Source organism: Pectobacterium actinidiae, assembly GCF_000803315.1.
GTDB classification, from domain to species: domain Bacteria; phylum Pseudomonadota; class Gammaproteobacteria; order Enterobacterales; family Enterobacteriaceae; genus Pectobacterium; species Pectobacterium actinidiae.
In genome coordinates this window covers 1815665-1838189 of record NZ_JRMH01000001.1, presented here as the reverse complement: position 1 = coordinate 1838189, position 22525 = coordinate 1815665, and the positions used below count along the sequence as shown (strand labels likewise).

21 protein-coding genes are annotated in these 22525 nt (G+C 49.7%); 9 read left to right on the top strand and 12 right to left on the bottom strand.

What is annotated here, in order from left to right:
* Window positions 1-10: 10 nt before the first annotated feature.
* The 8 genes from KKH3_RS07720 to KKH3_RS07685 form a co-directional block, all read right to left on the bottom strand.
* Entirely contained in the window at window positions 11-649 is a 639-nt protein-coding gene (locus KKH3_RS07720; protein ID WP_052201317.1) for a pyridoxal 5'-phosphate synthase, read from the bottom strand.
* A gap of 9 nt (window positions 650-658) precedes the next feature.
* Window positions 659-1504, bottom strand: coding sequence for a PhzF family phenazine biosynthesis protein (locus KKH3_RS07715; protein ID WP_039357742.1), 846 nt, complete (start codon window positions 1502-1504; stop codon window positions 659-661).
* Window positions 1483-1833: a hypothetical protein gene (locus KKH3_RS07710; protein WP_039357739.1), complete on the bottom strand. Its 351-nt coding sequence runs from the start codon at window positions 1831-1833 to the stop codon at window positions 1483-1485. Before KKH3_RS07710 ends, KKH3_RS07715 begins: the two co-directional genes overlap by 22 nt.
* Window positions 1830-3707 (bottom strand): anthranilate synthase family protein, encoded by a 1878-nt coding sequence (locus tag KKH3_RS07705; protein ID WP_039357737.1) that lies wholly within the window; start codon window positions 3705-3707, stop codon window positions 1830-1832. Before KKH3_RS07705 ends, KKH3_RS07710 begins: the two co-directional genes overlap by 4 nt.
* Complete coding sequence (locus KKH3_RS07700) at window positions 3704-4324, bottom strand: isochorismatase family protein (RefSeq protein WP_039357734.1); 621 nt, start codon at window positions 4322-4324, stop codon at window positions 3704-3706. Before KKH3_RS07700 ends, KKH3_RS07705 begins: the two co-directional genes overlap by 4 nt.
* Window positions 4325-4403: 79 nt before the next feature.
* The gene (locus tag KKH3_RS07695; protein WP_039357731.1) at window positions 4404-4862 is read right to left on the bottom strand and encodes a PhzA/PhzB family protein; all 459 of its coding nucleotides are present in this window, start codon (window positions 4860-4862) and stop codon (window positions 4404-4406) included.
* A gap of 46 nt (window positions 4863-4908) precedes the next feature.
* Window positions 4909-5688 carry an SDR family oxidoreductase gene (locus tag KKH3_RS07690; protein ID WP_039357729.1) on the bottom strand — a complete coding sequence of 260 codons (780 nt, stop codon included), beginning with the start codon at window positions 5686-5688 and terminating at the stop codon, window positions 4909-4911.
* 156 nt (window positions 5689-5844) lie between these two features.
* Entirely contained in the window at window positions 5845-6231 is a 387-nt protein-coding gene (locus KKH3_RS07685; RefSeq protein ID WP_039300824.1) for a VOC family protein, read from the bottom strand.
* A gap of 637 nt (window positions 6232-6868) precedes the next feature.
* Between KKH3_RS07685 and KKH3_RS07680 the strand changes: the two genes are divergently transcribed.
* From KKH3_RS07680 to sanA, 3 genes are all read left to right on the top strand, one after another.
* Entirely contained in the window at window positions 6869-7585 is a 717-nt protein-coding gene (locus KKH3_RS07680; protein WP_039357727.1) for a DUF2461 domain-containing protein, read from the top strand.
* A 159-nt stretch (window positions 7586-7744) separates the two neighbouring features.
* Window positions 7745-9073: a 30S ribosomal protein S12 methylthiotransferase RimO gene (gene rimO / locus KKH3_RS07675; protein WP_039357724.1), complete on the top strand. Its 1329-nt coding sequence runs from the start codon at window positions 7745-7747 to the stop codon at window positions 9071-9073.
* Between the two features lie 305 nt (window positions 9074-9378).
* The gene (gene sanA / locus KKH3_RS07670) at window positions 9379-10152 is read left to right on the top strand and encodes an outer membrane permeability protein SanA (protein ID WP_039357721.1); all 774 of its coding nucleotides are present in this window, start codon (window positions 9379-9381) and stop codon (window positions 10150-10152) included.
* 9 nt (window positions 10153-10161) lie between these two features.
* On the opposite strand, the gene yeiB is transcribed toward sanA, so the two are convergent.
* The 3 genes from yeiB to KKH3_RS07655 form a co-directional block, all read right to left on the bottom strand.
* Complete coding sequence (gene yeiB / locus KKH3_RS07665; protein WP_039357718.1) at window positions 10162-11337, bottom strand: DUF418 domain-containing protein YeiB; 1176 nt, start codon at window positions 11335-11337, stop codon at window positions 10162-10164.
* 139 nt (window positions 11338-11476) lie between these two features.
* A complete protein-coding gene (folE, locus tag KKH3_RS07660) occupies window positions 11477-12139 on the bottom strand; it encodes a GTP cyclohydrolase I FolE (protein WP_039357715.1) in 663 nt (220 codons plus the stop codon).
* Between the two features lie 326 nt (window positions 12140-12465).
* The gene (locus KKH3_RS07655; RefSeq protein WP_039357713.1) at window positions 12466-14148 is read right to left on the bottom strand and encodes a methyl-accepting chemotaxis protein; all 1683 of its coding nucleotides are present in this window, start codon (window positions 14146-14148) and stop codon (window positions 12466-12468) included.
* A 700-nt stretch (window positions 14149-14848) separates the two neighbouring features.
* On the opposite strand from KKH3_RS07655, the gene ptrR reads away from it, so the two are divergent.
* The 5 genes from ptrR to KKH3_RS07630 all read left to right on the top strand — a co-directional run bounded on the left by ptrR (window position 14849) and on the right by KKH3_RS07630 (window position 19525).
* Entirely contained in the window at window positions 14849-15739 is an 891-nt protein-coding gene (gene ptrR / locus KKH3_RS07650) for a putrescine utilization regulator PtrR (protein WP_039357710.1), read from the top strand.
* Window positions 15740-15852: 113 nt separating this feature from the next.
* On the top strand, window positions 15853-16974 hold the full coding sequence (locus KKH3_RS07645) for an S-(hydroxymethyl)glutathione dehydrogenase/class III alcohol dehydrogenase (protein WP_039357708.1): 1122 nt from the start codon (window positions 15853-15855) through the stop codon (window positions 16972-16974).
* 42 nt (window positions 16975-17016) lie between these two features.
* Window positions 17017-17859, top strand: a complete 843-nt coding sequence (gene fghA / locus KKH3_RS07640; protein ID WP_039357705.1) for an S-formylglutathione hydrolase — start codon at window positions 17017-17019, stop codon at window positions 17857-17859.
* A 304-nt stretch (window positions 17860-18163) separates the two neighbouring features.
* The gene (locus KKH3_RS07635; protein WP_039357702.1) at window positions 18164-18808 is read left to right on the top strand and encodes a glutathione S-transferase; all 645 of its coding nucleotides are present in this window, start codon (window positions 18164-18166) and stop codon (window positions 18806-18808) included.
* 504 nt (window positions 18809-19312) lie between these two features.
* A complete protein-coding gene (locus KKH3_RS07630; protein WP_039357700.1) occupies window positions 19313-19525 on the top strand; it encodes a KTSC domain-containing protein in 213 nt (70 codons plus the stop codon).
* Window positions 19526-19589: 64 nt separating this feature from the next.
* Here the strand turns inward: KKH3_RS07630 and KKH3_RS07625 are convergent, their stop codons facing one another.
* Window positions 19590-20678, bottom strand: a complete 1089-nt coding sequence (locus KKH3_RS07625; RefSeq protein ID WP_039357697.1) for an oxidoreductase — start codon at window positions 20676-20678, stop codon at window positions 19590-19592.
* A 265-nt stretch (window positions 20679-20943) separates the two neighbouring features.
* Here KKH3_RS07625 and KKH3_RS07620 point away from each other — a divergent pair, with 265 nt between their 5' ends.
* Window positions 20944-22455 carry a sugar ABC transporter ATP-binding protein gene (locus KKH3_RS07620; protein ID WP_039357694.1) on the top strand — a complete coding sequence of 504 codons (1512 nt, stop codon included), beginning with the start codon at window positions 20944-20946 and terminating at the stop codon, window positions 22453-22455.
* The last annotated feature ends 70 nt before the right edge of the window (window positions 22456-22525 follow it).

The following is a 22525-nucleotide window of genomic DNA, read 5'->3' as shown; positions in this document are numbered from 1 at the left end:
TTTCCCTCTGCTACGGCTGCAACCAGGTACTACGCCATTCGTCTTGCCCACGTTCAACACGCAGGCGTCTGTGCAGCCGATCTGAACTTGACGCCCAAAACTCAATGGATTGAGGGATAAGCTGATAAACAGAAAAGCGTTCTGGACAGAGAAGCGGCCCTTTATTCTCAAGTTCCTCTGCCGCAGCCCGGAGTTTATGGCTATCCAGCAAGGGTTGGCTTTGGTGCGACACCGTTGACATCGCGTGCAATGGAACAGGACGTTGATCCCACACTTCAACAGCAACCTCATGCGGCATAGCGATCACGTGACCGCTGACGGACAATTGTCTGCCAAGTTCTTTCCAGTAAAAATGGCCGCACGCGCGGGAACTACCTTGAATGTCCTGAATTTTTCGACTACAGCTGTGTGTCGCGAATAAAATGCCCTGCTCCGCGAAATCAAGAATGGCCATCACTCTTGAGCTCATCTCACCTTGTTCATTCGCGGTGGTTAATACCATTGCCCTCGGCTCTCTGACCTTTTCGTCCATGGCCTCTTTCACCCACGCCCGTGCGCGTGCTATAGGGTCGTGTAATGCGGCATGAAAGTGCAGAAAGTCGGTATTAGCCTTTCCGCTCATGCTTTCAAAATCACTACTGCCCATCATGATTCCCCTTTAAATGAAATAGGTTCCCTGCGCGACTTGTATCGCATGTCCACCAGCGTATAGCCGATATTTCTCCCCATCAGCCTGTGCAAGGCCGTACATCTTTGATGGGTGTCCCATCTCCACGCCCTGTAAAATTTCCAGTGTTGTGCCGAAATGCGTGACGCCATGTCTGGCAAGATGCAGAGCCAAAGGCCCGGCGGCAGAGCCCGTCGCAGCATCTTCCACCACGCCATAAGCAGGAGAAAACATACGCATACGCCACGTATTGCCGGTACGGCAAAAGCAAAGCGCGGCGATGTTTTCATGCTGAGCGAGCGCACGCTGATCGGGCACCAGTGCAGAAAGCATTTCCAGCGTGTCAACGCCGACAAAGACATGCCGCGGACCGACGTCATACATTTCAACTGGCAACGTACTGCACGGAACGCCCAATGCGTGCAGTAGCGCGTCAGCCTGGGTATACATCTGAATCACCGGTTCAGGCTGAACCATGTCAATGTGTGCGACGACCGCGTCACCTAGCCGTTCGGGGTATTCCAAAGTAAAAGGAAAAATGCCCTTCGCGGTTTCAATATTCAGCGTGCTTTTCCCTAGACGCAGGGACAAGGCGAGCGCCGTTCCCAACAGCGGATGTCCTGCAAAACCCAGTTCATTGACGGGGGTAAAAATGCGGACATGGACATCACCGCCATGTTTCGGCTGGGATACAAATGTTGATTCTGACAGTCTCATCTCAGCCGCAATACGCTGCATGACGTTGGTTTCCAACTCATCGCAGTCAAAAAAGACAGCGACCGGATTCCCTGCCAGCAGCCTATCGCTGAACGCGTTTACGATGGCATAGTGGTGCATAATCCCTCCTCAAATAGGGAAGCAAGCGGAGCCAACTGGGATTCATTCAGACAACTGGCGGCAACGGTAAAACTCATACGCTTATCAGGCGCTCGTCCGATCATTTCAGCCGAACGATTTGGCGGTAAATCTGCCAGGGCGGGTTTCTTTTCACGCCACAACATGATCGCCCCCCAACGCGCAGGTGAATGATTCATCACCCAGTATTTCTCCTGAAGTGCTTCCACCGAATTCCAGGCAACAACATCCCGTGGTGTAAGTTGCTCCCGCAGCTCCTTAATATCGGGATCGTCTTCCGTGAGTTCCCACCACACCCATTCCATCATCATGGCATCACCATCTGTTGTATTGATTCATAAAGAATTCTTGGCCCATCAAGGGTCAAAACCGACTCTGGGTGGAACTGCATAGAGGAAAAACGTGGCCCGCGGAGGCCAAAAATATGTCCTGTGCTTTCATCACGAGAGACGCGAATTTCCCCCTGAAGACCTAACGGAACGTTATTGTCATCAATGGCGGTGAAGGTGTTGTAGAACCCGACTTTCTCTATCCGGCCAAAAAAAGAAATCTCTTTTTGAATCCCCTGGTTAGGGTAGTCCAGCGCAGCAATGGGGTATCCCAGGGAAGCACACAGAATCTGATGACCAAAACAGACGGCAATGAACGGATGGCCCTGTCTCATCGCATTCAGCATTAGTTTTCGACTTCTCATCACTCGCGCATCGCTCAGATCCCTCGGGTCGCCGGGACCGGGGCCAATGATCAGAAGTTCGTTCGGCGCAATGCGAAAAGGGGAGGAATAATGCACAAGGCGAACACTCAACCCCATAGCACGAAGCTGATATTCCATCATGGAGGTAAAAGCGTCTTCGTTATCAACCAGTAGGGCATGCCCCGTACCCGCCGTTTTTGAACGTGCGACTAAGTGGTTATCAAGCCAGAATGCGGCAAGGCGCTGGTTATGCTTTTGCAACGCAATCTTCACCTGTTCATCCTGAAAAATAGATTTGGAACCGTTAGTTAGCCCCATAGCACACTGAAATGCCGCCGCTTTAGCTCGCGTCTCCGCCGCCTCAGAAGCGGGGTCTGAAGTTCTTACTAGCGTCGCCCCCAGCCCCATGGTCATCGCTCCGGTCCGATTAATTTCGGTCGTCCGGATCAAAATTGCCGAGTCAATCGTGGGCTTTCCAGACGTTTGTCCCAACAATGCGGCAAAGCCGCTGTAGTAGCCTCTGCCCGATGATTCATACTTCTCAATCACCCGCGTCGCATTTTCGAGGGGACTGCCAGTCACCGTCGGTGCAAATAAAGACCGCTGAAGAATTGTGGGGACAGAGAGCGAAGAATGTCCTTCAAGTCGATAGCCCGTATGCACCAAACGCGACATTGGCGTTAAAAACGGGCCAAAAGTTTTGACGTCCGAGTCGCAAATCCTGGTCATCATTTTCAGTTCTTCATCAAGAACCATTGACAATTCATCTTCTTCTTTCTCATTCGATAAAAAGTCAATCAGCCCTTCACGAGTCGGGCCAGTCGGCGGATAACGGTAAGTGCCGCTGATGGGGGTCATGGAAACCCGCTGTTCATCCAACGTGATATGCCGTTCAGGAGAGGCTCCGATTAATGTCATATCACGGCACTGAATAAAGAACGTCCAATACGCGCCATTCTCTTGCAGCAGTAGATTTTTAAAGATGGTTAACCCCATCTCCGAGCTGTAGTCGGTTAGCGTCGCGTTATAAGCGCGACGAATCACGAAATTTGCGCCCTGCCCGGTTCCAATCTCGTTCTGGATAACCTCAGCGACCGTGCGGGCGTACTCTTCATCAGACGGAGTGAAATGCGCATTTTTGACATTCACGGTAACGCTGGGCAAACACGTTAACGCCTTGTGTAGCGGTACGGTGTTGTAATCCGTAATGGCAATCGCAATCAGAGGTTTATGATCATCAATCGCTGAATAGCCTCGCTCTGTAATTTGGCGATAGGGTGCAACGAGTAATATATCTTGCGTTTCCTCCTTCTCTTTCTTCACCAAGAGATCGTCTAAATCGTGTAAATACGCCAGTTCGTGCTCATCACCCTCGATTATTTCTATTTCGGGATAGATTTTTTTCTCTGGCCGGAATAACAATGCAAATGAATGATTTCCTCTGCCTGTGCCGTGCTTAAGCAATTCAGTGATGCTGGCTTCCGTATTCATTTCAGCACCTCTTTTACAGGCAGAATAGCAGCACAACATGAAGCGGCATAAGTCAACATATTCTGATGCGCCGCACACGAAAAATCAGCAATACCATCCTGAACGAGGAAAACCTCAATATCTCGAGAATATGCATCGAGTGCCGTAGTCAAAATGCCTATTTGCGCATAGACACCACATATAATTATTTGGTCTTTTTGGTTACGATTAAAAATTTCATCCAGCGGCGAGGAGAAAAAAGCACTATATCGCCATTTTTTCAATACGTAATCTTCAGGCTGTGGGGACAATGCCGACGCGATCTTAGTATGAACAGGTTCTGCACTCATGCCAGATCCCCAGAAATCATAAAGCAGACCACGTTCTTTCGGCGTCATATCTCCTTTCTGTCCGGTATAGACAATAGGAATAGCGTGACTTCTTGCCCAACTAATTAAACTCTCACAATTTTTTATTAGCGTATTACGTAGCATTGTTGGTAGCGGAGCGAGGAAAAAGTCCTGCATGTCATGAACTAAAAGTAAAGATCGTGAAGGCTCAATATTCCATGAAACATTATTTTTAACCGACAGCGCTGGAGAACCAAGATCGTACTCTTCTATCTGAGGTATAGCCATGTCATATCCTCTTCAATATTTGAGGCGTAAAAGACCATCGCATCATCATGCGATTGACATAGAAGTCATAAAATTTAAATTAAGTGGGAATGCCTTCACGTATTATTTTTGGAACAGGTATTCCAAGCGCACGAAATTGCTCACAAGGATTCATAAACTCTTTCTGGACAATTATCTTTCCATTTTTAAACTGAAAGTAATGGATAAAGTGATTTTCATAATATCCTTTGGGATATCCTTTAAAATTAATTTCGCCTTTTCCATCACATTCTACCCAGAAAATATCTGGATCCTGAGTATCAAATATCTGGACGTTATACCATTGCCAATCTGGAAAACAGGCTAATGACCACACCGCATGTTCAGCTAACCGTTTTTTAGTTTTAGTGACCACTGGTTCTCCTGTATCTGTGGTCCATAATCCACCGTATCCTTCATCATCAAAGAGCTCATGTCTTGATAGCCTAGCCTGCCCTAACGTTTCCATATACTGCTTAACAGTCTTTCGATTATTTTCACGCGTATCACTATGCTTCATGATATATCCTTATTCCTTATGAAGTAGGGTATTTATAATCAATACATTATATAAACTCAGCCAAACGATGCTGCCCATTTTTTAAAATCAACTCTTTTAACCCCTCCCCTAATAAAATTCGTAACGGCGGTTTAGCCGCGTCAACTAATTCCATCATTGGCTGCGCTACACTTTCCGGCGCAGCAGGCATTAATCGGGGCCAACGCTGCTGCATCTCCTCCAGAGTCGGATAAATATCACTATGAGGCGGTCGGGTAGCCGAGCAACCAATCCAGTCAGTTAAATGTGGGCCAGGTTCAACTAACGTGACATGAATACCAAATTCGTCGACTTCACCAGCCAATGTTTCAAGCAACCCTTCCACTGCCCATTTAGTCGCGTTATACATCGCCATACCCGGGAAGGTCATTAAACCAGCAATGCTGGATATTTGAATAATGTGGCCTTTCTTCTGCTCTCTCAATAATGGCAATACCGCTTGTATTACCCATAGAGAACCAAGAAAGTTCGTTTCAATAATCTTCCTGGCATCAGATTCTGGAACGTCTTCCAACGGGCAGAAAAGCGCATATCCGGCATTATTGATAACGACATCAACCCTGCCAAATTTGTGTACACCCTTTTCTACCGCCCGTACGGCAGCAGCCCGGTCGCACACATCCAACGTAACCGGTAACAGTCTGTCATCGAATAACTCACATAAATCTGCTAATTTTTCTGGCTCTCGCGCAGCAGCAATGACGCAATCGCCACGTCGCAATGCTGTTTCCGTCCATATACGGCCAAAACCACGAGAAGCTCCCGTAATAAACCATACTTTTCCCACATTATTCTCCTCAGTTTTTGGGATGGATATTCATTTTATGGAGTGACAGGCAGGGGCATACCGCACCAATAAGTGATCTTTATAATTTATCTAAGATAAATAGACTGACTCTATTCCCAATAACGTAATATAAAAAGAATAAAGCCAGTCAGTAAATTACAGTTTTTCAATACCGCTAGTGTCTGTCGCACAAAGTCGAATTCGATGTCCATCCGGGTCGAGTGCAACAAATGTATAACCAAACTCCAGTCTTGTCGGCGTCAATGCCATCGGTACATTACGGGATGCGAAGTCATTATAAATAGCATCGACTTCCTCAATTGAGATATCACTCAGGCACAGTTCAAACCCACCAAAGGCAGGTTCAGGTTTAGGCTCAATATCATGCTTTGTTTGTAACCCCAGGATAAATCCATCTTTCAAGGAAAAAACGGAAAATCCAGGAAAAGCTTCAATAGGCCCCTCCCCAAAAATAGACGCATAAAACGTTGTGCTGGCATCAACATCATTGACATAGAGAATGACACTATTTGGTTTAAACATATCGCTATTCCTTATTCATATAAAAAGAACATTTAAAATACTCACACAGGTAACACGGAGAAAACGTTTAAACTCCATGCTGTTAATACTAAAACCATATTTGTGATATTAACGCACTGATTTTTAATGGAACAGAGTCTTTGTGTACAAGCACCATCGAATGATAATGCCAAAACGTAGGCATGCTTATGAATGTTAGACCAACAGAGACAGCTTTTCTGAGACAGAACGGATTTGCATACAAATAATCTTTTATTTATTAGTTAATTAGACAATCTTTATAGTTATAAACAGAAATTTGAAATGCAGCAAAATCCGCTTAAACATCAAAAAATAACGCCATTAAAAAACAGTAAAACAAGATCTATAAGTATTAATTTAATTAACAAGCAAATCATTAGCAGTGAATTAGAATTAATGCTATTGATACCAGTAAAAAACAATTCATTATTCCTGTAATGAGTATGCATTAGCTTTTTTATCATTCCTAGCTAAAATTCATAAGCCAAATAGAAATTTGATTTAAGTCATACTTATCGCTCTCTTTTTAATCACGGCGATTTTCCCCTTGCTAAAACTTAGGCAACAGCCTATTAATATTCGGATATTGCCATCAAAGGATAATGTAGGGGAAAGAATGAAACCATCATCTCCGATATTTACTGGCTTTACAAAAGAAAGCCTTACGTTTCTCAGTAAGGTAAAAGAAGAAAACAGCAAAGACTGGTATGATAAAAATAAGCCTTCCTATAATAAGACCTTGTTAGAACCTTTCCAAAACTTAGTCATCTCATTATCACCGACGATACAGGAAATCGACCCTGTAATTGAAATAAGGCCCGATATAGGAAAGACGATTTCCCGCATATATCGAGACACTCGATTTTCTAAAGATAAATCACGCTATCGCGATAGAATGTGGCTCGTATTCAAACGTCCGCAAAAGGAGTGGATCGACTCACCGGTTTACTTTTTCGAAATCAGACCTCATTCTTTTTATTACGGTTTGGGTTATTACGCCGCAAGCCGTGACACAATGGATCGGGTAAGAGAACATATCCTGAAAAAAGAACACACTTTCTTACAGGCAACCAGCTCCCTATTATCCCAATTCGAACTGTCTGGTGAAAGTTATAAGCGCCCATTAAAGCCCGATTTGCCAGAGGAAATCGCCACCTGGTATAACAGGAAGTCTTTCTCTGTGATGGTAGAAAACCCTAATATATCAGACCTATTCAATAAACAACTTGCCGTTACATTGAAGGAGGCTTTTATCTCACTCTCCCCGTTATATGCTTTTCTTGTCAACGTTGAAGAGGAAAAAAGAGCGGCAACCTCCCCCTTCATCATTTGATACGCTAATCGGCAAGAGCAACCAATGCACAAATGCGTTGGCGTAGATTGGGCACCGATGCATGGCAATAGTACCCCTCATCTTCTTGTAGGAATTTGATGCTGGCATCGGTACAATCGCTGCCCTAACGAACCCCAATCTGACAATTTCTTTATCATTATGAGCAATGTTTCTACCCCGCAACCACGTATCGGCTTTGTTTCCCTCGGTTGCCCGAAAAACCTCGTCGACTCCGAGAGGATTCTGACCGAACTGCGTACTGAAGGTTATCAGGTCGTCCCACGTTATGACGACGCTGAACTGGTGATCGTCAATACCTGTGGTTTTATTGACAGCGCCGTACAAGAGTCGCTGGAAGCCATTGGCGAAGCGCTGAATGAAAACGGTAAAGTCATCGTAACGGGCTGTTTGGGTGCGAAAGAAAACCAAATACGCGAAGTGCATCCCAAAGTTCTGGAAATTACCGGCCCGCACAGCTACGAGCAGGTGCTATCCCACGTCCATCAATATGTCCCTAAACCGACACACAACCCGTTTACCAGTCTGGTGCCCGAGCAAGGTGTGAAACTCACACCGCGTCATTACGCCTATCTGAAAATCTCAGAAGGCTGTGACCATCGTTGTACGTTCTGCATCATCCCTTCTATGCGTGGCGATTTAGATAGCCGTCCAATTGGTTCGGTGCTGGATGAAGCGAAACGTCTGGTTGATGCCGGAGTAAAAGAGCTGCTGGTGATTTCTCAGGATACCTCAGCGTACGGTACAGATGTGAAGCAGCGTATGGGGTTCTGGAACGGTCAACCGGTCAAAACCAGCATGGTCAGCCTGTGTGAGCAACTGGCGTCGTTGGGCGTGTGGGTGCGCTTGCATTATGTCTACCCTTATCCACACGTAGACGATGTGATTCCGTTAATGGCGGAAGGCAAAATCCTGCCTTATCTGGACATTCCACTCCAGCACGCCAGCCCGAAAATTCTCAAGCTGATGAAGCGCCCTGGCGCGGTAGAAAGAACGCTGGAGCGCATTAAGCGCTGGCGCGAAATTTGCCCAGACCTAACGCTGCGCTCTACCTTTATTGTCGGTTTCCCTGGCGAAACGGAAGAAGACTTCCAGATGCTGCTCGATTTCCTGAAAGAAGCCAAACTGGATCGCGTGGGCTGCTTTAAATTCAGCCCGGTCGAAGGCGCAGCGGCAAATGCATTGCCAGATCAAGTACCGGAAGAGGTTAAAGAAGCGCGTTTCCACCGCTTCATGCAGCTTCAGCAGACAATTTCCACTCAGCGCTTGCAGGATAAAATTGGCCGTGAAGTGCTGGTGCTAATCGATGAAATCGACGAAGAAGGCGCGATTGGCCGTAGCATGGCTGACGCCCCTGAAATTGATGGCGCGGTTTACCTGAATGGCGAGACCGGCGTGAAAGTCGGTGACATCGTCAAGGTGAAGGTCGAACACGCAGACGAGTACGATCTGTGGGGTAGCCGAATTTAATACGCCCATTACGCCTAATACCGATCGTTTAAGGATCGAGATACACGGGGCGACCACAGGGGTGAGGCCTCCCTGCGGGAACCTCCCCCTGTGTTTCCCCTAACAACGGGCTAAGTAACCAGTATTATCCATCACGCCAGCTTTTCTGCCCGAAACGCTGGCGTTTTATTTTTACACCCTCTCGCCCCGAACGCTGAAAATTCAATCAATAAACCGCCCGTTCCTCGCCTGCGTCTTGCGTCGCCCTGTCAGGTAAAGTAGCCTTGAGGCATGATTAGTCTACTCGCCTTACCTGAGGCATAAGCATGTGGAAACGCCTGACATTCGGTTTGTTAGCCCTCATTGGCGTGCTGCTGCTCTCTGCTTTTGCCCTCGATCGTTGGATCAGTTGGAAAACCGCGCCATTTATTTACGATGAGCTTCAAACCTTGCCGAAACGTCAGGTCGGTGTCGTCTTGGGAACGGCGAAGTATTACCGTACCGGCGTGATCAATCAGTATTACCTGTTCCGTATGCAGGGGACGATTAACGCTTACAACAGCGGTAAAGTCAGCTATCTGCTTTTAAGCGGTGATAACGCACTGCAAAGTTACAATGAACCGATGACGATGCGCCGTGACTTGATCGCCGCAGGCGTTCCGCCTTCGGATATCGTGCTGGACTATGCAGGGTTCCGCACGCTGGATTCCATCGTCAGAACGCGCAAAGTGTTTGATACCAACGATTTCACCATCATCACCCAGCGTTTTCACTGCGAACGTGCACTATTCATCGCGCTGCATCTTGGCATTCAGGCGCAGTGCTACGCCGTACCTTCCCCGAAAAATATGATGACGGTACGGGTTCGTGAGTTTGGTGCACGTTTGGGTGCACTGTTCGATCTGTATATTCTCAAACGCGAGCCGCGCTTTTTAGGGCCACAGGTGCCGATTCCCGCCGAGCATACCATTCCAGACGACGCTCCAGATTATCCTGCCGTCCTGCCGGAACAGGTGCTTCCCGCGCCAGTGCAGCAGGCTAAGCCACTGACAAAAGCTGAGCCCGAATCCGACTCACACAATTCGCACGTTACACCGTAGCATCTTTCTCTACGCCGTTTTCCCTATCGCATTGGTGAGCGTACGCCATAACCATTCGAGCGGCCCCTGCCGGAAATAGCACAGCCAGTAGTGAGAAAAGACCAGATTGACTCCCCAGATAGCGGGCACCAGCGCCAATAGTTGCAGGCGGCTGAACGCCATAAACAGGCCAAGCTGATTAAACAACACCACACAAATCAACGTTTGCAGCAAATAGTTGGTTAACGCCATGCGCCCGACATTGGTCATCCAATACGTGATGCGCCATTGACACAGCGTGGCCCAAAAACCGTAGCACAGCGCCAGATATCCTATAGCCTGCAAAGGTGAACTCAGTTCACGCGGGATCTGCAATAACAGCCCGCTCCAGCGATACTCCCACCCCACCAGCCACTGTCCCACCACACCAATGCTGTTAATTGCCACACCCAGTGGAATCAGCCACAGCGCAACCTTACGGTAATGTGCCGTACTAAACTCACCTTTCAGCCAGCCGCTGCGCATCAATCCTGCACCTAGCAGCATCGACCCGGCCAACAGCCAGCCGTACTGCACGCCCAGCGACAACAGGCTTTCCGTTAGCAGATCGACACGGTTCCCCCACGCTTCCGGCCCACCTAACGCCCGCCAGTAGGCCTCATAGGCGATATCCGCCATGCCCGGCAGCCAGAAACGTCCCGGTTGCAGGCTCAAAATCTGGCTCAGCACAAACAGCACGCCGATGCCCACCAGATACAGAACAACTCCCGTGCGCATGAGCAATCGGCTGCTTTCCGCGTGGCGAATCATGCCGTAACACACCAGACCAATCAGCGCATAGTCGAGTAAAATGTCGCCATCCCACAGGAAAATGGCATGAATCAGCCCGATGATCATCAACCAGAACAGACGTGCATGTACCCAACGTTTCCCCCGCGACAGCAGCAATTGTAACCCCGCGCCAAAAAGAAGAGAAAACAGCGTCAGAAATTTCGCCTGCGCAAGCAGATCCATCGCCGCCCAGGTTAAGGCATCAGATAATGTGGTTTGCCCCTGCCAGGCAGGATTCAGGTAAGCTGCGTGCGGTAAGCCAAATGCCGTAATATTCAGCAGTAAAATGCCCAGGATAGCGACGCCGCGCGCGAAATCCAGCGCAACGATCCGCGAAGAGGGTAATGGAGGTGACGGTATAGTTTGAGAGGGCATACAAATTACATTTTCAAATCATCGAAGTAGCGATTGTATGCATAGACGGAGAAAAAGCGAAGATGCTTGCTGATTTGACAGTGGCCGAATTGACGATGACAAAGTGTATTTTCTTCATCATCGCCAATAAAGAGAGGGCTTAATTGTGGTGGCGCACCGCGCGCAAGAATTCCTGACGCGTATTTTGGCTGGATTTAAACAGCCCTCCGAGCGATGTGGTGGTCGTGGCGCTGGTTGCATCACGAATGCCGCGAGCCTTCACGCAGTAGTGCACCGCATCAATCGAAACCGCAACGTTGCTCGTACCCAACAGCGTTTGCAGCGCGACCAGAATCTGCTGCGTTAAGCGCTCCTGCACCTGAGGACGCTGAGAGAAAAACTGGACGATTCGGTTGAGCTTCGACAAGCCGATGACGCCATCTTTCGGAATATACGCCACCGTTGCTTTTCCATCGATCGTCACGAAATGGTGTTCGCAGGTGCTGGTCAGCGTGATATCCCGTACGGTAACCATTTCATCGACCTTCATTTTGTTTTCGATGATGGTGATTTTAGGGAAGTTGGCGTAGTCCAAACCGGAGAATATTTCATCAACGTACATTTTGGCGATACGCGTCGGTGTTTCAGCCAGGCTGTCATCGCCCAGATCGAGGCTCAGCAAATTCATAATTTCCGTCATATGCTCGGCAATACGTTGCTTACGCGTATCCCGATCCAACAACGCGCCGCGCAGCGGCGTTTCCAGACCGCGTGACAGCAGCGCTTCGTGCACCATAACGGCTTCTTTACTTAGTGATGACATTATTATTCTCCTGCAGGTGTAACTATGCCTATCGCACTATCACAGTCTTGGTCAGACCTTAGCGCCGTCAACACTCTAGTTGAGAGAGTAACGATTATCCAGCGATTGTATGTCATGATTGTGGAAATAGATTCAAGTTATCAAGCGTAACGAATGTGCCTGTGTGCCGTAACAAGGTCGAAACCCAGGCACAGAAAAACGCCGATTCAGTCGTCAATGTTCAGCGATAAACAAAAAAGCACCGGGAGACTATCCCAGTGCTTTTGACGATAAACCCGCTGATTTTTGCGGTCGTCAGCGCCCTGACGCTCCGTGCGGTGAGGCTATCAGAAGGTTTCCCAGTTGTCGTTAGCATTGACCTTCTTGCCGCCAGCGGCCGCTAATAACATCGGTTTTTGCGCGGCTGGCGCTTTCTCCGCCAGGCGCTGTTGAGGATGACGAAGTGCCTGTGAATCCGACAGTTGGAACACCGATACCGCTTCCGTTAACTGACGAGCCTGATCTTCCAACGATGCTGCGGCAGCGGCAGATTCCTGTACCAATGCGGAGTTCTGCTGGGTAACGCCATCCATCTCGGTAACAGCCTGACCGATCTGGGTAATACCGCGGCTCTGTTCATCCGATGCCGATGCAATTTCGCCCATCAAATCGTTCACTCGGGTAATGGCGGAAATGATGGAATCCATCGCTTCACCGGTTTGTGTGACTTGATTTGACCCCATGTTAACGCGTTCAACCGATTCGGCAATCAGGCTTTCAATTTCTTTCGCCGCCTGAGCACTGCGCTGCGCCAGATTACGAACTTCGCCCGCAACGACTGCAAAACCACGGCCTTGTTCACCGGCTCTGGCGGCTTCTACCGCGGCGTTCAGCGCCAGAATATTGGTCTGGAAAGCAATGCCGTTAATGACACTGGTGATGTCGGCAATTTTCTTCGAACTGGTCGTAATACTTGCCATCGTCGCCATCACATCTGCCGTGACGTCGCCGCCTTTCTTCGCCGCAATAGAAGCGTCCTGCGCCAGCTTGGTAGCCTGATGAACGTTATCGGCATTCTGTTTCACCGTCGCGCTCAGCTCTTCCATACTGGCAGCGGTCTGCTCCAGTGCAGCAGCCTGCTGTTCAGTACGGGCGGACAGATCGTTGTTGCCGCTTTTGATTTCACTCGAGCCCTGATGAATCGATGCCGAGCTGTCGCGAATAATGGACACCGTATTAACCAGACTGCCCTGCATCTCTTTCAGATAAGGAATCAGTTGTCCGGCACAGTTGCGGCCAAACTCTTCAAGTGGGTGACCAAGCTGACCGGCTGCCAGCACCTGAAAATAGCCTTTGATCATATTCAACGGCTTGACCAGATAGTGAACCAAATAGCGATCCGTCAGCAGCAGGATGAGCAATCCAAGAACCATAGCCCCCAGCAAAATACGATTACTCCAGTCAGCCAGGCTGTAAACCTCGCTCATTGACGCGTCAGATGACGACATAATCGCAGTCTGATATTTTTCCATATTGCCGCCAAACGCCACGCTCAGCGGTGGGTAGGTTTTACGGAAAAGTTGACGAAACTCTTCTTGACGATTCTCACGCGCAGCGTTCAGCATCGGCGTCAACCCGTTATCCAGTAACTGGGTCCACGCGGCAATCATATTGTCTGCCGTTTCTTTATCGACACCAGCATGCCCAGCGGCTTTAAACGCAGCCAGTTGATCTGACGTGTTTTTAAACGCGGTCATTGCTGCCGTAAATACTTTTTCTGCTTCCGCTGTTTCGCCTGTTTGTTGGAAATCCATAGAACGCAACAAGCGAGTAACCGTACGAAAATATTGGTCGTTGCCTTTTACCAGCATCTCTACGTTTTTACGCTGAGTTTCGCCGGACTCCAATAGTTTGGTCATGCTGCTTAATGAGGTGGTGGTAAAGAAAGACGCTCCCCCCCATACAACCAGAAACAGACCTAATATGGTTAAAAGCATTGCCCTGATGGTAATATTTTTTAAAAAATTCACAGAAGACTCCTATAAATTATCTGGCGATTTTCCTCTGCGCTTTCTGCAAGATAGCAGCACATTTTTAATTGGAAATACGCCGGGTGTTACGTCATTTAATGAAGAGCAGAGGCTCTCATTAGTTAGAGTTATTTTCCTTTAATGACAAAAAGATACACTTCCTTACAGTGACGATAAGGTGTTCCTAGCATTCATTAATATTATCGGCACTCCGGGTGGGCACTTTACGCTCTTACATCAACAATTGCGATAAAAATGAAGAATTGCGATAGTTTCTGGCTATTGCTCTGATACAACAATTTACATGAACATTTAACTGTTTATTTTAATTATCTATTTATTTTCATACCGTCGCTATTGCAGCTGTGGAAAATACAGATTTATTTTTCTGTGATTATTCTTATTTTTCATTCTGCCCTATTCATTAGAAAATATGACCCTATCCGCAGCCATAGTTGATTGTGGTGCTATTAATTTCTGCCGCGATCATTTTATGGCTTTCTTCTCTTTCTGAGTTCGAATATTAATCCTGATGATAATTACCCCCGTCATTTTCATCATTCAGAGTACCTCTCATCGCGCGGGGTTCACGTTACCTTCGCGTCAGTGTGCGTAAGCCAGTTGCGAAATGCACAGCTTGCCGCTACACTTCACAAAAAATGAATAATCAAACACCAGTTCATTACGAAAAGAGAAAGATATGGATTTGACCCAGCTCCGCATGTTCTGTCTCGTCGCCGAAACGGGCTCCGTTGCGCGCGCCGCAGAGCAACTGCATCGAGTACCCTCAAATCTGACCACGCGGTTGCGCCAGTTGGAACAGGAATTGGGTACCGATCTGTTCATCCGTGAGAAACAGCGCCTGCGCCTATCCCCTATTGGGCACAATTTCTTATGTTATGCGCAGCGCATTCTGGCACTTAGCGAAGAAGCGATCAGCATGACGCGTACGGGTGAACCCGCAGGTAATTTCGCGCTCGGTTCGATGGAAAGCACTGCGGCAACCCGCTTGCCTATGCTATTAGCGGCTTATCATCAGCGCTACCCCACTGTCTCACTGTCTCTGAATACCGGTACATCCGGGGAAATCATTGAGCGCGTGCGGGCGGGAACGCTGGCAGCCGCGTTAGTCGATGGCCCCGTTGTCTACGATGAGCTGAATGGGTGCGCATGTTTTACGGAACGACTCGTGCTGATATCTGACACGACACACGCGCCGATTACCCATGCACGGGATGCCAGCCACGATACGCTGTTTGCCTTCCGCCCCAGTTGTTCTTACAGAAAGCGCCTTGAGAACTGGTTTCGCCAGGATGGCGTAGTGCCCGGCACTATCATGGAAATCCACTCATACCATGCCATGCTTGCCTGTGTAGCCAGCGGTGCCGGACTCGCCATGCTCCCCTATGCCGTCCTTGAATCGCTGCCCGCAGGCACACGCGTTCAGGTACATGAATTACCGCCCGATATCGCCGCCGCGTCCACCTGGCTCGTCTGGCGACGTGACGCCTTCGGCCCTAATGTCGAGGCGCTTAAAAAGCTCATTATTGAGCAGTCCAGCATTATTGAACTACCCGCTCAGTCGGAATGAACGCGTTAATGTCCATGAACGGCCATTTTCAAGAGAGGACGACACCGTGATCAATGCCACGTCCTGTCATTCAATTTACAACCCATAACGGAATGCCATTAGGAGTCTCCACCATGCAAATGATTAAAACCCGCGCCGCCATCGCCTGGGGTCCCAACCAGCCACTGTCGGTTGAAGAAGTGGATTTGATGCCACCACAGAAAGGTGAAGTGTTAGTTCGCATCGTCGCAACTGGCGTATGCCACACGGATGCCTACACGCTGTCCGGCAAAGATCCTGAAGGCGTATTCCCAGCGATTCTGGGTCATGAAGGCGGCGGAATCGTTGAAGCGATCGGGGAAGGTGTAACCAGCGTTGCCGTCGGCGATCACGTTATTCCGCTTTACACCCCAGAATGTGGCGAATGTAAATTCTGTCGCTCCGGCAAAACCAACCTGTGTCAGGCTATCCGCTCCACGCAGGGCAAAGGCTTGATGCCAGACGGCACCACTCGCTTCTCCAAAAACGGCCAGCCGATTTTCCATTACATGGGCACATCCACCTTCGCAGAACACACCGTGGTGCCTGAAATTTCGCTGGCGAAAGTGAATAAAGAAGCGCCGCTGGAAGAAGTCTGCCTGCTGGGCTGTGGCGTCACCACGGGTATGGGTGCCGTGCTGAATACCGCAAAAGTGAAAGCGGGCGATACGGTTGCAGTTTTCGGTCTCGGCGGCATTGGTTTGTCGGCGATTATCGGGGCGCAAATGGCAGGAGCCAGACGCATCATCGGTGTCGATCTCAACACCAGCAAATTCGATCTGGCACGTAAATTGGGTGCTACCGATCTGATCAACCCGAAAGATTACGATAAGCCGATTCAGGACGTCATCGTTGAATTGACCGATGGCGGCGTGGACTTCTCCTTCGAATGTATCGGTAACGTCAATGTCATGCGTTCTGCGCTAGAGTGCTGTCATAAAGGCTGGGGTGAATCCATCATCATCGGTGTGGCAGGCGCGGGCGAAGAAATCGCAACCCGTCCGTTCCAACTGGTGACCGGTCGCGTATGGCGCGGTTCTGCTTTCGGCGGCGTGAAAGGCCGTAGCGAGCTGCCCGGCATTGTCGATCGTTACCTGAAAGGCGAGTTTCCGCTGAATGACTTCATCACCCACACCATGGGGCTGGACGAGATCAACACGGCATTCGATTTAATGCATGAAGGCAAATCGATTCGCTCAGTGATTCATTTCGGTTAATTGTACCGCCGTCAGGAACAGAATAAAGGAGGCTGTACAGCGATGAATTCATCACTGGAACTGCTGGAAGAACACCGTATGTTTGGTGGCTGGCAACAGCGCTACCGCCATGTGTCAGAAACGCTGAATACCACCATGACATTCAGCATTTATCTGCCACCAACACAGGATGACACGCCGCCACCCGTGCTTTACTGGCTGTCTGGGTTAACCTGCAATGACGAAAATTTTACGACGAAAGCCGGTGCACAGCGCGTTGCCTCTGAGCTGGGTCTGGTACTGGTCATGCCGGACACCAGCCCACGCGGCGATGGCGTAGCGGACGACGCAGGGTACGATCTGGGTCAGGGCGCGGGATTCTATGTGAATGCTACGCAGGCTCCCTGGGCGGCACACTACCGCATGTATGACTATATCAGCAGCGAATTACCCGCGCTGATCCAGCAACATTTTAACGTGAATAGCCGTCAGTCCATTAGTGGGCATTCGATGGGCGGGCACGGTGCGCTGATGCTGGCGCTACGCAACCCGGATCAATTCCTGTCGGCGTCGGCATTCGCACCGATCGTTAATCCAAGTCAGGTTCCCTGGGGGCGCAAGGCGCTTACGGCCTACCTCGGTGAGGATGAAACACAGTGGTTGCAGTATGACAGTTGCCATTTGCTGGCAAATAGCCAGAAGAAGCTGCCCATACTGGTCGATCAGGGCGATTGCGATCAGTTCCTCCCCGATCAGTTGCAACCGGCGAAACTGGAAGCGCTGGCGAGCCAGTACGACTGGCCACTGACGCTGCGGACACAGTCTGGCTATGATCACAGCTATTTCTTCATCGCCAGCTTCATCGAAGATCACCTACGCTTCCACGCCCACTATTTGTACGCATAAGTAGTTGTATACCCCAAATAATTCGAGTTTCAGGAAGGCGGCAAGAGAAGAAATCCCGATGAGCTTACTCAGGTAAGTGATTCGGGTGACTGAACGCAGCCAACGCACATGCAACTTGAAGTATGACGGGTATGTGCACAATCGCGATACGAATAATGGGCTATGCTCATCTAACTGATAACGCACTCGGGGACATCTCCCGAGTGCTATTTTCACTTCCCTATTGCAGCAAATCTCAGTAAAACAATCACACATCCGCGCCGTGCTGAATAACGGAACCAAGACAAACAAAAAGGAAATCTTGATGATACACGTTCATCACCTCGAAAAATCCCGTTCAACCCGCGTGACCTGGCTGCTGGAAGAGCTGGGGGTTGACTATGAAATCATTCGCTACGCGCGTGACCCAAAAACGTTTAGCGCTCCGGCATCACTCAAACAAATCCACCCGTTAGGGAAATCACCAGTGATTACCGATGGCGAACTGACGATTGCCGAATCCGGTGCCATTGTGGAATACCTGATTGAAACTTATGGCAACGGCAGGCTCCGTCCACAGAGCGGACAAGCATTACTGGATTATCGCTTCTGGCTGCATTTTGCCGAAGGCTCCCTTATGCCGCTGCTGGTGATGCGTTTAGTCCTGGCGAAGACAGAGTCCGCGCCAATGCCGTTTTTCATCCGCCCTATCGCCCGCAAAATTGTGCAAAGTATCGAGCAGGCTTTTATTGTGCCGCGGCTGACAACGCAACTTCAATTCATCGAACAGCATTTAACGAAACAAAATTGGTTTGCGGGAGAGTCGCTCAGCGGTGCCGATATCCAAATGGCCGTCCCGCTGGTGTTGGCGAAAACGCGTCTGGATTTCAATCGCTACCCGCACATCCAGCAATACATTGAGCGGATAGAAAGCCAACCAGCTTTTCAACGAGCTATTGCCCAGGATTAATAGTGCGCTTGGAATATCGCCTCATCGACAATAAACAAAGCGGGTCGGTGGGCGACAGAGCAAGAATTCTGTGAGCGTTTACTGATTATTGATGATCTAATAAAGATATGCTGCTGTTTAACCCCGATATATTTCGAGCTATACACTAAATAATTCAAGCTTCAGGACAAAACGTTAACGTTTTGAACAACGCGAAGCGTTAGCCCTCTAGGGCGATGCTCAGTAATCAGCATCGTAACGCGGCAAGAGAAGGACAAATTCGTCGGGAACGAATTTGACCAGCCAATGGCTGGCCTTTGGTGAGAGACAGGATGTTTCTCATTTCATCCCGATGAGCTTACTCAGGTAAGTGATTCGGGTGACAAATCTGCCAGGAGCAGATTTGAATGCAGCCAACGCACATGCAACTTGAAGTATGCCGGGTATATAACACGATATGGCTAGAAAGCTCGAAAAGTGGTATATCGTCAGGATGCGGTATTGATACGTTGGGAGTGATTAATTTTGCAGAGAAAACGAGTTTCATCAACGGAGTTATTTTCAGTTGGGTACGATGCAGAAAAAAACCAGTTGGAAGTCGAACTACTGAACGGAAGCATCTACCTCTATAGTGGCGTAGCACGCATGATTTATGAAGAGCTGATGGCAAGCAAAACGAAGTATCGCTACTACGCCAACTACATCAAAAATTCATTCCCCTACGAGAAAACGCAGTAGTTTTTAAAGATAGAGGATTGTATTTGGGGCGGAGAATACTCTTCGCCCTTTTCTTTCTACCCGCTTACTTCCCAGCAAACTCAACGGTGTTAAACGCTGCCAGCAAGACGTCTTCATTGAGCGTCAACGGCAGATAATGAATGGATTCCCCCGTCTGCAAGGTGCGAGCAATAACGGCTTGAAGCGCAGCGCGATCGTGAATATCCACATCCAGTGCGGCCAGCGAGGTCGGCAAACCAAATGCTTTAAACGCCTCCTGCAATTGAAGCAACGTGTCGCTATCCCCCAGTAACGCGCTTTGTACCAGAATGCCATAGGCCACTTTAGTGCCGTGTAGGAAGCGTTCGGTTTGCGGCAACACCGTTAAACCGTTATGAACCGCATGCGCTGCCGCCACGCGGGTATAACGCTCCCCCAACCCGCCAACCATGCCGCCACCGGCAATGATCGCATCCACCACATCAAGAAAATCCTGTGTCAATTCACCACGCTCGACGGCATCCAGCGCTGCGGCACTTTGTTGCAGTAATACATTGCGGATATCCAGCGCGGCCTGTAAGCCCAGCCGAACAGACAGAGGCAGCGTTTCAGGCTGAGGACTGAGAACGACGGCTTCATACCACTTCGCCAGCGTATCGCCGACGCCAGCCAACAAGTATTCCACAGGTGCAGCCAGCATAATCCGCGGTTCCACCAACACCAGATGGTTAGCATCAGTGAAAATCTCGAAGCGCAGCGCCTGCCCGGCATCGTTATACCATACAGACAGCGGCGTCCAGGCCGCACAGGTCGCTGCGATAGTTGGAATCGCCACCAGCGGCACGCCAATATGACGCGCGGCGACCTTCGCGGTATCCAACACCGCTCCGCCGCCGACGCCAATAACAACCCGACATTCATCGCCCGCTTGCGCCACCAGTTTTGCGACTTCCCCTTCGCTACAATGTGCACCAAACTGAACGCGGCGAGCTGAAGGCGCATCGAATTCGGCGGGTAAATACGGCCGAGCCGCAGCAATCGCCCGCTCCCCGTAGATCCACAGCGCGTTTTTCAGTACGTCCGGCGGATAAAACTCCAGCAGCTTATCGATAGCGCCGGGGAAAGAAAAATAGTTGGCGGGGCCAACCTGTACGCGGACTGTGGTTGTGTGCATGTTGAATATTCCTCGCCGCGCCCTCTCTTGAACACGGCTCTTATACTATGTTTGTCTGATAGACGAATCTGCTGCGCTACCCTGTTGATAATCCCATCTTATTCACTTGTCTGCGCCAGCTTAAGAACTTTTTTATTTAATTTATGCCTTTTCGTTCATAGCTAATGACTCTCAAACACTTGAAGCTATATTAAATTCTCTGGGATATGTGCTACCTTTCTTTTCCGTTATTTCATGACCCTGACCGCCAAGAGCGTTACCGACCATGATCCCAACCTCCCAAAGCCGACTGGAAATGCACAACATTTCCATCTCCTTTTCTGGTTTCCACGCCCTCAAGCAGGTTAATTTCACACTGGAAGGTGGGTCGATTCATGCGCTGACTGGCGCAAACGGCGCGGGTAAATCCACGCTCATGACGATCTTATCAGGCGCTTACGATCATTATCAGGGCGACATTCTGATCAATGGTAAGCAGGTCGACGTCCATTCACCACGTGATGCCAAGCGATACGGTATTCATCTGGTGCAGCAGGAAGTCGATGTCGCGCTGGTTCCCACGTTGTCCGTGGCGGAAAACATTATGCTAGATACGCTGGCGCAGGACGGTCATCTGTTGAGTTGGCCGCAGATCTACCGTCAGGCGCAGGCGCTGCTTGACCAGCTTGGCGTCCACCTCAATGTCCGTCAACGGCTGGATACCTGCTCGCTCGCGGAGAAACAGCAAATTCTGCTCGCCCGTGCCTTATCTCACGAATGTCGCTTCCTAATTTTAGATGAACCCACCGCCCCGTTAGATCAGGCCGAAAGCGCACGTCTCTTTCAGGTGGTACGCCGCTTACAGGCTGATGGCATCGGAATCGTGTTTATTTCCCACCGTATTCATGAGCTGAGCGAAATCTGCGATACGTTGACGGTCCTGCGTGACGGCGAGTTTGTCAGCAGCGGTCCGATGCAGGGGCTCAGCGGCGAAGAAATTGTCGAGAGAATGCTGGGGCATCGACTCGACGATATCTTCCCACCGCGCCGAACGACACCGTCCGCAGAAACGCTACTTCAGGTCACGGGTTTGCACGATGAAACGCTGCTGCACAATATTTCTCTCACGCTGCGCAAAGGGGAAATTTTAGGGATTGCCGGGCTGGCTGGCGCGGGGAAAACCGAGCTGTGTAAAGCGCTGTTCGGCGCGGAACCCTGCCAGATCGCACAGGGTGAATATCGTGGTAAACCCTGGCGACCGCATTCCCCGCACCAGTCCGTCGAACAGGGTCTGGCGCTGGTTCCTGAAGAGCGTCGCAAAGAAGGCATTTTTATTGCTGAATCTGTCACCATGAATCTCAGTATCACCGCCACCGACAGCTTTTCACGCTGGAGCCTATTTAGCCGCGGCAAGGCCGTGAGCTGGGCAAAACAGATCGTTAAGCAACTAGCCGTTCGTACCACCGGCCCGGCGCAAAAACTGGCACGTCTATCGGGCGGGAATCAACAGAAAGTGGCTATCGGCAAGTGGCTGCGCAGTGAAGCACAAGTGCTGATTTTTGATGAACCCACCAAAGGCGTCGATATCAAGGCCAAACAGGATTTGTTCACGCTGATTGACGACCTCGCCCGTCAAGGCAAAGGTATTATTTATGCGTCAGGCGAGTTCTCCGAACTGGTCGGACTCTGCGATCGCATCTGCGTGCTATGGGATGGACGTATTGTCGCAGAGCTGAATGCCGCTGAGATTGATGAAGAAACCCTACTTTTATATTCAACTGGAGGAACTCCCGCGTGAGTCACCCACTGTCATCTAACGGGGCGATCCCCTTCCGTCACCACGTTTTCGAGTTTCTCTATAAATGGGG

What these genes read in the sequence shown, in the direction of transcription:
- KKH3_RS07720 (WP_052201317.1), bottom strand. Translation starts at nt 649, where the DNA reads ATGATGGGCAGTAGTGATTTTGAAAGCATGAGCGGAAAGGCTAATACC.
- KKH3_RS07625 (WP_039357697.1), bottom strand. Translation starts at nt 20,678, where the DNA reads ATGCACACAACCACAGTCCGCGTACAGGTTGGCCCCGCCAACTATTTT.
- KKH3_RS07695 (WP_039357731.1), bottom strand. Translation starts at nt 4,862, where the DNA reads ATGAAGCATAGTGATACGCGTGAAAATAATCGAAAGACTGTTAAGCAG.
- KKH3_RS07700 (WP_039357734.1), bottom strand. Translation starts at nt 4,324, where the DNA reads ATGGCTATACCTCAGATAGAAGAGTACGATCTTGGTTCTCCAGCGCTG.
- KKH3_RS07680 (WP_039357727.1), top strand. Translation starts at nt 6,869, where the DNA reads ATGAAACCATCATCTCCGATATTTACTGGCTTTACAAAAGAAAGCCTT.
- KKH3_RS07685 (WP_039300824.1), bottom strand. Translation starts at nt 6,231, where the DNA reads ATGTTTAAACCAAATAGTGTCATTCTCTATGTCAATGATGTTGATGCC.
- KKH3_RS07645 (WP_039357708.1), top strand. Translation starts at nt 15,853, where the DNA reads ATGCAAATGATTAAAACCCGCGCCGCCATCGCCTGGGGTCCCAACCAG.
- ptrR (WP_039357710.1), top strand. Translation starts at nt 14,849, where the DNA reads ATGGATTTGACCCAGCTCCGCATGTTCTGTCTCGTCGCCGAAACGGGC.
- rimO (WP_039357724.1), top strand. Translation starts at nt 7,745, where the DNA reads ATGAGCAATGTTTCTACCCCGCAACCACGTATCGGCTTTGTTTCCCTC.
- yeiB (WP_039357718.1), bottom strand. Translation starts at nt 11,337, where the DNA reads ATGCCCTCTCAAACTATACCGTCACCTCCATTACCCTCTTCGCGGATC.
- KKH3_RS07705 (WP_039357737.1), bottom strand. Translation starts at nt 3,707, where the DNA reads ATGAATACGGAAGCCAGCATCACTGAATTGCTTAAGCACGGCACAGGC.
- fghA (WP_039357705.1), top strand. Translation starts at nt 17,017, where the DNA reads ATGAATTCATCACTGGAACTGCTGGAAGAACACCGTATGTTTGGTGGC.
- KKH3_RS07710 (WP_039357739.1), bottom strand. Translation starts at nt 1,833, where the DNA reads ATGATGATGGAATGGGTGTGGTGGGAACTCACGGAAGACGATCCCGAT.
- folE (WP_039357715.1), bottom strand. Translation starts at nt 12,139, where the DNA reads ATGTCATCACTAAGTAAAGAAGCCGTTATGGTGCACGAAGCGCTGCTG.
- KKH3_RS07620 (WP_039357694.1), top strand. Translation starts at nt 20,944, where the DNA reads ATGATCCCAACCTCCCAAAGCCGACTGGAAATGCACAACATTTCCATC.
- KKH3_RS07635 (WP_039357702.1), top strand. Translation starts at nt 18,164, where the DNA reads ATGATACACGTTCATCACCTCGAAAAATCCCGTTCAACCCGCGTGACC.
- KKH3_RS07715 (WP_039357742.1), bottom strand. Translation starts at nt 1,504, where the DNA reads ATGCACCACTATGCCATCGTAAACGCGTTCAGCGATAGGCTGCTGGCA.
- sanA (WP_039357721.1), top strand. Translation starts at nt 9,379, where the DNA reads ATGTGGAAACGCCTGACATTCGGTTTGTTAGCCCTCATTGGCGTGCTG.